12 protein-coding genes and 3 pseudogenes are annotated in these 9,123 nt (G+C 61.1%); 9 read left to right on the top strand and 6 right to left on the bottom strand.

The genetic code is table 11. The features are described from left to right. Window positions 1-102 precede the first annotated feature (102 nt). A pseudogene (locus tag K359_RS55890) lies at window positions 103-1,255 on the bottom strand (YihY/virulence factor BrkB family protein). Between the two features lie 379 nt (window positions 1,256-1,634). On the opposite strand from K359_RS55890, the gene K359_RS0145160 reads away from it, so the two are divergent. The 4 genes from K359_RS0145160 to K359_RS0145175 are packed head-to-tail and all read left to right on the top strand — an operon-like array spanning window position 1,635 to window position 3,619. After that, the gene (locus K359_RS0145160; protein ID WP_029084924.1) at window positions 1,635-2,210 is read left to right on the top strand and encodes a phosphatase PAP2 family protein; all 576 of its coding nucleotides are present in this window, start codon (window positions 1,635-1,637) and stop codon (window positions 2,208-2,210) included. Next, window positions 2,197-2,802 carry a cupin domain-containing protein gene (locus K359_RS0145165; protein ID WP_029084925.1) on the top strand — a complete coding sequence of 202 codons (606 nt, stop codon included), beginning with the start codon at window positions 2,197-2,199 and terminating at the stop codon, window positions 2,800-2,802. The genes K359_RS0145160 and K359_RS0145165 overlap by 14 nt, the downstream gene beginning before the upstream one ends. After that, complete coding sequence (locus tag K359_RS0145170) at window positions 2,799-3,146, top strand: DUF3147 family protein (protein ID WP_029084926.1); 348 nt, start codon at window positions 2,799-2,801, stop codon at window positions 3,144-3,146. Before K359_RS0145165 ends, K359_RS0145170 begins: the two co-directional genes overlap by 4 nt. Then, window positions 3,143-3,619 carry a DUF3147 family protein gene (locus K359_RS0145175; protein WP_035978340.1) on the top strand — a complete coding sequence of 159 codons (477 nt, stop codon included), beginning with the start codon at window positions 3,143-3,145 and terminating at the stop codon, window positions 3,617-3,619. Before K359_RS0145170 ends, K359_RS0145175 begins: the two co-directional genes overlap by 4 nt. A gap of 18 nt (window positions 3,620-3,637) precedes the next feature. Here the strand turns inward: K359_RS0145175 and K359_RS65330 are convergent, their stop codons facing one another. Beyond that, window positions 3,638-3,976, bottom strand: coding sequence for a hypothetical protein (locus tag K359_RS65330; protein ID WP_245284925.1), 339 nt, complete (start codon window positions 3,974-3,976; stop codon window positions 3,638-3,640). 449 nt (window positions 3,977-4,425) lie between these two features. On the opposite strand from K359_RS65330, the gene K359_RS0145185 reads away from it, so the two are divergent. Together K359_RS0145185 and K359_RS55900 are read left to right on the top strand one after the other, a co-directional pair. After that, entirely contained in the window at window positions 4,426-4,770 is a 345-nt protein-coding gene (locus K359_RS0145185; RefSeq protein WP_029084928.1) for a DUF1236 domain-containing protein, read from the top strand. A gap of 69 nt (window positions 4,771-4,839) precedes the next feature. Beyond that, window positions 4,840-5,265: a hypothetical protein gene (locus tag K359_RS55900; protein ID WP_035978339.1), complete on the top strand. Its 426-nt coding sequence runs from the start codon at window positions 4,840-4,842 to the stop codon at window positions 5,263-5,265. A 53-nt stretch (window positions 5,266-5,318) separates the two neighbouring features. On the opposite strand, the gene K359_RS0145195 is transcribed toward K359_RS55900, so the two are convergent. Then, window positions 5,319-5,732: a hypothetical protein gene (locus K359_RS0145195; protein ID WP_029084929.1), complete on the bottom strand. Its 414-nt coding sequence runs from the start codon at window positions 5,730-5,732 to the stop codon at window positions 5,319-5,321. A 275-nt stretch (window positions 5,733-6,007) separates the two neighbouring features. On the opposite strand from K359_RS0145195, the pseudogene K359_RS65335 reads away from it, so the two are divergent. After that, a pseudogene (locus tag K359_RS65335) lies at window positions 6,008-6,335 on the top strand (hypothetical protein). 219 nt (window positions 6,336-6,554) lie between these two features. Here K359_RS65335 and K359_RS0145200 read toward each other — a convergent pair. Next, entirely contained in the window at window positions 6,555-6,764 is a 210-nt protein-coding gene (locus K359_RS0145200; RefSeq protein ID WP_051346806.1) for a hypothetical protein, read from the bottom strand. A gap of 291 nt (window positions 6,765-7,055) precedes the next feature. Between K359_RS0145200 and K359_RS55905 the strand changes: the two are divergent. Continuing rightward, window positions 7,056-7,472, top strand: a pseudogene (locus K359_RS55905) (response regulator). 30 nt (window positions 7,473-7,502) lie between these two features. Next, window positions 7,503-7,793 (top strand): hypothetical protein, encoded by a 291-nt coding sequence (locus tag K359_RS55910; protein WP_371261256.1) that lies wholly within the window; start codon window positions 7,503-7,505, stop codon window positions 7,791-7,793. 310 nt (window positions 7,794-8,103) lie between these two features. On the opposite strand, the gene K359_RS62540 is transcribed toward K359_RS55910, so the two are convergent. Together K359_RS62540 and K359_RS0145220 are read right to left on the bottom strand one after the other, a co-directional pair. Further along, window positions 8,104-8,313 (bottom strand): hypothetical protein, encoded by a 210-nt coding sequence (locus tag K359_RS62540; protein WP_156929070.1) that lies wholly within the window; start codon window positions 8,311-8,313, stop codon window positions 8,104-8,106. A 347-nt stretch (window positions 8,314-8,660) separates the two neighbouring features. Further along, window positions 8,661-9,123, bottom strand: a 463-nt coding sequence (locus K359_RS0145220; RefSeq protein ID WP_029084931.1) for a PRC-barrel domain-containing protein, incomplete at its 5' end; no start/stop codon positions are given.

The raw sequence follows: 9,123 nt of genomic DNA on the forward strand, positions 1-9,123 counted from the left end.
TGCGTGCTATCCTACGAATACAGACGAGTTGCAAACCCTTCTGGTTCCAAGCAACCAACGACGGCACTGAAGACCGACTGCGGCGACGGTTCGCGGGAATTTTTAGGACCGAGCTGGCCCCACGGTGTCTGCCATCTTGGCACCTCTGACGCCGAGTGGCTTGGGCCTTCCGGGCGTGCTGTCGCGAACAGTCTGATGCTCTATCTCGGCGTTGAGCTCTGCGCCAAGCAATATCGTGATCGCCGAAATCCAGAGCCAAGTCATGAAGCCGATGACCGCTCCCAAGGAGCCGTAGGTGGCGTTAAAGGTCCCGAAATTGGCGGCGTAGAAGGAGAAGAGGACCGAGGCAACAAACCACAGGACGGCGGCTGCGGCGCTGCCCCAGGTGATCCAGGACCAGCGGGGCGCCTGCCGACTTGGGCCGAAGCGGTAGATGCAGGCGAGGGCGAGTGCCAGCGCCACGAACAGAGCCGGCGAGCGACCAATCCGGATCAGAAGGTCGGCGGTGTTCGACAGACCTACGTTACTGCAACACCACCGGGATCACGACGACCCCGCCGAGCGCCGCAAGGACGAAGGCAATCCCTCCGACTGTGAATCCTAGCGACATCGCGTTCAGCTTAAAGAAGCCGCGTTTTTCCTGCTCGCCGTAGACGATGTTCAGGGTATCGAGCAGCGACTTCATCGCGGCATTCGCGCTCCAGAGCGAGATCGCGAGCCCGATCGCGAAAGTGAAGCCGAGGGTGCGGTCGCCTTTCGTGGCGACGCGTGTCAATTGCTCGCGTGCGACGTCGACGGCCCCGCCTGGGATGATACCGGCGACTTCGTCGAGGTGCTTGGCGATGCTGGCGGGATCGGCAAACAGGCCGTAGATGGCGACGAGGGCGGCAATCGCGGGAAAGATCGCGAGCAGGCTGTAGTAGGTCATGCCGGCCGCGAGCGCGAGAATGCGGTGCTCACCGATGTTGCCGTAGACGCGCCAGAGGATGTCCTTCCATCCTCGTGCCGGGATTTGGGCGGGGGAGCTGGCGTGCCGTCCGCGATCTTTACCCTCGGTCGCCATCTCGGCGGGCGAGGCATGTCGGTCGGTTTCTCGGTTTTTAGGGAACGCTTCGTCCTTTTCCGGCCGGGCGAACCGGTCGGGCGGGACGATGCGATCCCACAGAAAAGCGACGGCCATCAGACCTAGTGCTGCCGCAAGACTCCATCCGGTGCCCTCCGCGCGTCGGACTCCAATCTTTCCGGGGTCTGCCATCACATCCTCCGCGAACTTCAATCTCACCGCGGAGGTTGGGTTCCTGCTCAGAGGCTCCATCGGCCTCGCAGCGGTTTCAGCGGCAGCGAAATCCGGACGCAGACCTCCAGAGCGCCAGTCGCACTCGATCTCGCCACCGCTCCGCTCGATTGTGGTTTTGACCACCTTCGTGCCGAAGCCGGTGGTGGGCACCTCAACTTCGCACGCGTCGTGTCCAGTCCAGGCCATCCGGACCCGGTCCGCATCCGTCACAAGTTACTGCACGCCGCCTTCGTGGCTTACGGCCGTTCCCCGAGCGTGGTGGCGGACACCGGGCGGTGGAGAACCGGGCACCCACTTCCGCGTTATGGAATCTGTAGATCGAAAAACCAGAGGACCGATGTCTCTTCTCACTGTGAAACCGACGAAGATCGACGAGAGGATCGCACGGACGGTGACGCGCAAGACCAACTATCGCGTGGAGGAAATTGCACGCGGGTTAACTTGGGGCGCCGACGAGAAAATCCTTCTGGCGTTGGCCGCTGCGGGCTGGATGGCCACCCGTACGAAACAAAGGCCGCTGCGCCGCGCCGGCAACCATGCGCTGCTGGTCGCGGCAATAGCATCGCTGCTGCCGCACGTTATGAAGTCGGTCTTCGACCAGACGCGGCCGGACCGAAGGACCGTGTTGGGACATATTCACGGGATCTCGTTCTCCGGCAAGCGCGAAGACGCCTTTCCGTCCGGACACGCCATGCACATGGGCGCGCTCGCATCGGCGGCCGGTCCCCTGTCTCCGTGGCCGCGCCGTGCGATCCGCGCGCTTGCGGTCGGCCTCTGTTTGACGCGCATCATCGTGCTGGCGCACTGGGCGAGCGACGTCGTCGTCGGCTTCGCCCTTGGTGTGGCGCTCGAACGAATGCTTCGCCTGTGGACCGGCTATCCCGCCAAGGAGACAGATGATGCCGATACTTGAGGACCTGAAGGAATACGCAGAGCGTGCGACCGGTCTCCGCCGTCCGGGCAGGCGGCAGGCTTTCGGGCTCGCGCGGCCCCGAAACCCCCATACCGTTCGGTTCAAGGACGATGGCTTGGTGCCCAACCATCCGCGCTGGCCGCTAATGCTCTACCGAGGCGTCGTCCGCCTCGACGAGCAGCATGATCCGGCGGCGGTGCTCGAAGACCTGTTCGAGGCCAACGGCTGGGGGGATAGCTGGCGCGACGGCATCTACGACTACGTGCACTATCACTCACGGATTCACGAGGTGCTCGGCATCGCCCGCGGCAAGGGCCGAATACGCTTTGGCGGCAACAAAGGCAGGATATTCACGCTGAAGGCCGGCGACGTTGCGATCTTGCCCGCTGGAACCGGGCATCAATGTCTGTCGGCGGACAAGGACTTCCTGGTCGTCGGCGCCTATCCCCCGACGGGCACCTACGACGAGTGTACAACCGCCGAGGAACGTCGGCGTGCGCTGAAGACCATCCCGAAAGTACCGGTGCCGCGCAAGGATGCGGCCTACGGCGCCGCCGGGCCGCTCTTGAAGCTTTGGAAGAAGCAGAAATGAGCGAGTATGTGCTCCGTTTCCTAATCGGAGGCGCCGTCGTGTCGGCGTTCTCGATGCTGGGCGATGTCTTGAAACCGAAGAGCTTCGCCGGTCTGTTCGGGGCGGCGCCTTCGGTCGCGCTCGCAACACTAGGCCTCGCGATCTATCAGCACGGCGCCACCTACGCCGGTTCGCAAAGCCTTTCCATGATGGCCGGCGCGGTCGGGCTGGTGGTCTACAGCATCCTAGTTTGCCAGCTCCTCGTGCGTGAGGGGATGCGGGCGTTGCCGGCGACAATCGTCTCGATTGCCGTCTGGGTGGGCGTAGCCTTCGGTCTGTGGGTGCTCGCGGGAGGGCAGGCGTGAGGCTCCCGATCAAGGTCACGCCCTCGTCGCTGCGTGAAGGGCGGTGGTACGAATACTTGGTGCGTTTCGCCCTGGGCGGCGCTGCCACCGTGTTCACGGGGCTTATCAGCGGTTCTTACGGACCCTCGATCGGAGGTCTCTTCCTCGCGCTCCCGGCAATCTTCTGCGCCAGCGCGACCTTGATCGAGAAGCACGAAATCCGTCGCAAACAGAAGGCTGGTCTTGAAGGGAGGCGGCGAGGGCAGGAGGCCGCCGCACTCGACGCCGCCGGTGCCGCGCTGGGCGCTTTCGGCATGCTCGCCTTCGCCGCAGTGTTCTGGCTCCTCGTGGAGCGAAACGTGGCATGCGCGTTCATCGGCGCTTCCCTGGCTTGGCTGACGGTGGCAGTCACCGCCTGGCTCGTGCGGCGCCAGGTCCGCGTCGTCCGCTTAGCTCAAAGAGAAAGCGGCCCCGCGCTGTCGCGGAGCCGCTGAAACCATCTTGAATTTCAATCAAGCTGCGTTCGAAGCCTTGGCTTGACGCCCTTGCGCAGCGCCACCGTGTTGAGCTTGGTGTTGGCCGCCCTCTTCGTTCAGATTAGTATTGAGGAAGCGCGCGATCTCGTCGTGACCAAGGGGATGTAGAAGCGAAAGTAGACGTTGGCGGCTCTGATCCCGCTCGAGCTGAATTTTGCGCATCAGGTCAACCTCGGCTTGAACTCTGGTCGTGTCTTCATTCAGCCGCTTCAATTCAATCAGGAGCGCCTCGATATCCGCGAGTTGCTTTTCGCCTTCGACCACATCGAGCTCAATCTGCCTTAGCTCGTCCATGATCGCGTCCTTGTGCATCATCACGGCTTCCACAGTGCCAAGTCGCTATCCGCGCTCCCTGTGTTCTCCAACCACTCGCAGAAGACGTCGGTTCCTAGCGATCCACGCCGGTCAAAAAAAGTAACGCCGCCGGTCTCAGAAATACGTGCCCGGCGGGGCGTTCATTCCTAAGCCTGGGCCCTGAAAATTCCCAGCGCGAGCAAACGTCAGTGCGTATGCGCAAGTTGCTATTTTTTTTGATCGTCAGGGGATTGCTTACGCGCAAACAACAACGCCCCAGCACGCCGGCAGAGCGCTGACGCCGTGGAAATGTCCCAATCCATAACGAGTGCCGAGCTAACTTCTGGAATTGCCATTGTTAAGCCCATAAAGCCCATCGGGAAAAAGCGGCAAAATTCTCTCTTTGCTCAGGAACTTCAGCGTCGGGTTTAGGTTTTCGCTGCGTCGCATCAAGCGGCAAGGAGAACATGATGAAAAAGTTGCTGCTGATTTCCGCCGCCGCTGCGCTGATCTCGACCAGCGCTATGGCGCAGTCCACCGTCGTCACCACCACGGGCACCGGGCACACCGCCGCGGTGCAGATCGAGCCCGAATATCGCACGAAGATCCGATCCTACGTGACGGAGCACAAAATCAGGCCGATCGAGAGCCGCGAGAAGATCGTCGTCGGCTCGCCGGTCCCACGCGACGTCGAGCTGGAAGCGGTTCCGGCCGAGTGGGGTCCCTCGCTGACCAAATACCGTTACGTCTACTCCGGCGAGCGCGTGATGCTCGTCGATCCCTCGACCCGGACCGTGGTCCAAGAGGTCGAATAAGTCCGTCGCGGCGGGCCCTGAAAAGGGCCCGCCATCCCACCGACAAGCCGAGCTGCGAGCGGCGGTCACATGCCGATCATCAGATATTTCGTTTTCGTAGGCAGTGTGCTCGTCGCCCTGTTGTTTGCGATCGACCGATATCTGCCAATGCCGCCCGAGACCGGGCATGCTTCCGATCCGGACAAGACCATCATCCGGATCCGCTCGGCGCGGAGCCTTCCAGAGAAGATCGTGTTCGACACGCGGCCACAAACCGCTGCGCCCTCGTTCGCGGACGTAGATCCCATTCCCGAACCGGTAGAACACACCTCTGGCGATGTCCTACCCGCGATGGCCGCAGCACCGACGCCTGCTGCCACCAAGAAGGAGGCACCAGTTCGCAAGCGTGCGGAGAACCGTCTGCGCAAAAAACCCGCGGCAAAGCCGTCGACGATCACGCCAGACCGACGGCTGGCGTCGGAGCGGCACGACTTCTTTGCAGGTAGCTGGTGGTGACCGAGAGCGCTTGCAAACGGACGTCCGGAGCGCGGCCCCTTTCGTCGCGTACTTCACCAGTGATGATTCCAGCGGTGCCGCACGACCGGATATGCGCCGCCGTAATAGGCGTACGCGGGTCTCACGACCCGATGGTACCGGTAGCCGTAGGACATCGGTGCCGTGTAGTAGGTCCTGGTGGCATAGCCTCCCCAGCGATAGGGCGCATCGTATCCGTCGTCGTAAGCGTAAGGCCCGACGTAATACCCGGCGCCGTAGTAGCCTGGGCCGCCGTAATAGCCGTAGCCCGGGGCCGCCCAGCCGTACGCCGAAGAGGCCATGCCGCCGATCACCGCACCCGCGATAAGTCCGCCTGCGATGCCCGGACCCCACCCACCTCGCCAATGGGCTTCAGCGGGCGATGTCGTTGCAATCGAGCCGACGCCCAGAGCGCCGACCAGGGCCGCCACCATTGCGTTCTTCTTCATCGAGCTTCTCCTTTCCTAGCTGCCCGGTAACGGGAAAAAGCGGCAATGGTTGCCAAATCGTCTTAAGGAAGAAACATAAGGAGGAGCATTCGATGCGCGGGCCTGACCCCGCGGTGCCATCACCATGTGGAGGTTGCGGAGAGATGAACCGGAAGTAGACTTTGATGCACGGGCGTTGCTGTCTAACTCGACGTGGCGCGTGGCCGGGAGCCGGGACGTGAACTTCCAGGACCGTGCTGAAGATCCTGGTGAGCTATCCCGATGGCTTCGCGCTCATGGCCGACCTCAGCGCGATATGGCGATCTCGCCACCAGCGGCCGGGACAGGGCCGCCCGCACCAAGCGCTTTGCGGCGCGTGTGCCCGATCTGGACATCCTCTCGCAAGGTCTGATCGAGCGTCTTAACGGCGGCTGGCGCACTCCCGAGAAGGGGCGCGCCATCCTCGCTCTCATGCCAGGCCTTCCGAAGCGGAGGCGCTTAGCGAGTTGGGTGCAGTCGAAGATTCGCCCGCGGGCCCCGGCTTCCGGCCTCCGTACGTCTCGAACGAATCGTCGTCAGTGTCGCGGAGCGGCCCGAGCGCGAGCCCGCGCCAAAGCATCCTGAAACGCTCGGCCGAGGCCTGGGCCGTCGCCGGACGCAGAAGAAAAACGGCCCGTCCGATGTAGGACGGGCCGTTAGAGCGAGAAGTTCAATCGCTCAATGCATGTGAACTAACCAATAGCTTGCACCGCCGACGACGATGACGGCAGGCACGGCCCAACAGCAATACGGGCATACTGTCCTCCTCAAGTTGCTACGCGTTCGTTGGCCTTTCCGGCCCGCTTACTGCTCGGTGCAGACCTTGGTGGTCTTCACGGCGGACTCGGCCTCGGTCTTGGTCTTATAGACGCCGTCCCCTACGACAGTCGTGGTCGTCGTGGTCGGCTTGGCGTCCACTACGGTGCACTTCTTGGTCGTGGCATCGCGCACGACGTAGAATTCGGCGGCGCTCACCTCCGGCAATACCCGGCGTCGGAGCTGGATAACCTCCAGCCTTTGTATGACGGAACAATGATCTCGTACCTCACCAGTGCCGGCGTGGTGGGTGCCGTCCTGTCGTTCAACGCTGCCGGGAAGATCAAGACGCTTAACTGCGGTCCTACAAATTAAGTCACCATCAAGTCACCTGGTGTGGGATTCGTTCGGCACGAACGCCCTTGGCGTGGCCAATCCCATGTCGCCTGCAAGGCTCGGCGGCAGAAAATGCACTGGGGCTCCGCAACCTCCCAATGTTCACTTTTGTACTTTTATGCGGAACCAACTGCCCTCCGCTACGTTTCCGCATTGAACTTTAGCAGGCGGGAAAAAGCGGCAACAGGCGATTTACCGACGATCCTTATTGTCGAAGATGATCCTTTGATACAATGCATGGTCGAAGAAGCCCTACAGGAGGCGGGCTTCGAAACTGCAATTGCGGGATCGGCTGAAGAAGCGGTCACCCTGATCAAAGGCAAGGTGACGAACTATCAAGTGCTAATCACGGACATCAATCTCAGGGGCCGCATGACCGGTTAGGAAGTGGCGAAGCAAGCCCGGCAGATCGAACCGACGTTCCCGATTGTCTACATGACGGGTGCCGCTGCCGATGACTGGGCATCGCACGGGGTGCCTCACAGCATCTTGCTCGTGAAGCCATTTGCGCCGGCTCAACTTGTCACGGCGGTATCCCAGCTTTTGAACGTCGGCAATTCGAGCGGTTAAGCGGCTGAAATGAAGGGAGCGTCCATATTTTTGGTCGAGGACAACGAGGCCCTGATCCGAATGATGATTGTCGAGATGCTTGAGGACCTCGGGCATCACGTAGTTGCCGAGGCTGGGGATATTGTGACGGCCGAGCCTTTAGCCCGCACTTCCGCATTCGATTTGGCGGTATTCGACATCAATGTCGCCGGCTTCAATATCAGTCCCATCGCGGAAATCGTCGCAGCACGAAATTTGCCGTTCGTATTCGTCAGCGGCTATGGGCCGGACGGCCGGCCTGCTCAATTGCCGACAGGCCAATACTGCGCAAACCTTTCTTGATTGAAGAATGTGCGGCAATGATAAGTTGGGCTATTGGCGACAAGTCGAACGGACAATAACGGACGCCCTTCGGGCAGGGGCGTATATGTCCGCTCGGATCCAGCGCGGAAGTCGGAAACGCGCAACCGTGACGTCCGCTTCACCCCCGACAAGGGACTTTCGATAGCAACGCGACACTTCCGAAAAGAGCCAACAACAGACTCATGCATGCAGCAAACGACATGCACGAACCCAAACGACGTGCACGAACCGCAGTGATTCTCACCTCGTCGGCGCGGGCGAGTGATCGAGCCGCGCCCATCGCGCTCTGTTAATAGACACCACGCCGCACGGCGCGACGCGTATGGCGGTACACGCGACGGTCGACACGCCGCGCAGTCACGCGGGCGCGCCGGTACGTGTAGGCCTGCGCTTGATCAACGCTTAACTCCACGCCGCGCGATGTCACCTGCGGCGAGACCGGAATCGTCGCCAACACCACTGCTGCAAACAGCAGTCCGACAATTGAGAAAGCTCTCATTGCATCTCTCCATGTTGTCACACACAAGTCGACTCACTCATCTGCAAAAGCCCGACGAACCGCGTCGGGCTGATTGCTAATATGCGTCGTGATCGGCAATCGGAGACTAAGTGCAGGATAGATCGGGGCCGTCTGTATAAAATTGATCATCGCCAGAAAATGTTTGTTGGCGCTGCTGCGCCCAAGGACCTTCATATTGGTCAGAATTCGTACAGACAATCCGGTCAAAACCAATGGCACCGATGGCGAAAAGAGAGGGCGCCCCCTAGCAACGGACGCGTCATCGATCCGGCCACTCAAACAAAAAGCCGCCCCGTTGGGGGGCGGCTTCGGATCGCAGGCGAGAGTTAGTACTTAAATTCCGGCATGGCCTTCAATTCATCCTTAGTGGCGTTAAGCACTGCGTGATCAGGGTACCAATTCTTACTGGCGCTAGTGGTGGTGGTTGTCGTAGTCGTAGTTGCGGCACCGGTGGTGGTTCGCGTGGTGCTGTCTGGAGCGGAAGTCGCTGCAGGAGCATTCGCTGGGGCGGACGTTGTCGACGCAGTTGTCGAGGTCACCGGTTGGTCAACCCACTTCAGCTTATCGAAGGCGACTGCCACGTAGTGTTCGCCCAAGCCGAGAACGCCACCCACACCCAGAATGACATTGGCCACCTTGCCTGACCTATCCAAGATCACCTCGTTGATATCACCGATCTTCTCGTTTGCTTCATTGTACACATTCACGCCGGCGAGCTTAGACGCGCGCCATTCACCCACCTTGTGCGTGGTGGCAGTGGTAGTCGAATCCACCTGGTTCGTGGCTTGC

The organism is Bradyrhizobium sp. th-b2 (assembly GCF_000426785.1).
GTDB classification, from domain to species: domain Bacteria; phylum Pseudomonadota; class Alphaproteobacteria; order Rhizobiales; family Xanthobacteraceae; genus Bradyrhizobium; species Bradyrhizobium septentrionale.

Coding starts and splice junctions, on each gene's coding strand:
- K359_RS62540 (WP_156929070.1), bottom strand. CDS start 8,313: ATGAGAGCTTTCTCAATTGTCGGACTGCTGTTTGCAGCAGTGGTGTTG.
- K359_RS0145195 (WP_029084929.1), bottom strand. CDS start 5,732: ATGAAGAAGAACGCAATGGTGGCGGCCCTGGTCGGCGCTCTGGGCGTC.
- K359_RS0145165 (WP_029084925.1), top strand. CDS start 2,197: ATGCCGATACTTGAGGACCTGAAGGAATACGCAGAGCGTGCGACCGGT.
- K359_RS55900 (WP_035978339.1), top strand. CDS start 4,840: ATGCCGATCATCAGATATTTCGTTTTCGTAGGCAGTGTGCTCGTCGCC.
- K359_RS0145160 (WP_029084924.1), top strand. CDS start 1,635: ATGTCTCTTCTCACTGTGAAACCGACGAAGATCGACGAGAGGATCGCA.
- K359_RS0145185 (WP_029084928.1), top strand. CDS start 4,426: ATGAAAAAGTTGCTGCTGATTTCCGCCGCCGCTGCGCTGATCTCGACC.
- K359_RS65330 (WP_245284925.1), bottom strand. CDS start 3,976: ATGATGCACAAGGACGCGATCATGGACGAGCTAAGGCAGATTGAGCTC.
- K359_RS0145170 (WP_029084926.1), top strand. CDS start 2,799: ATGAGCGAGTATGTGCTCCGTTTCCTAATCGGAGGCGCCGTCGTGTCG.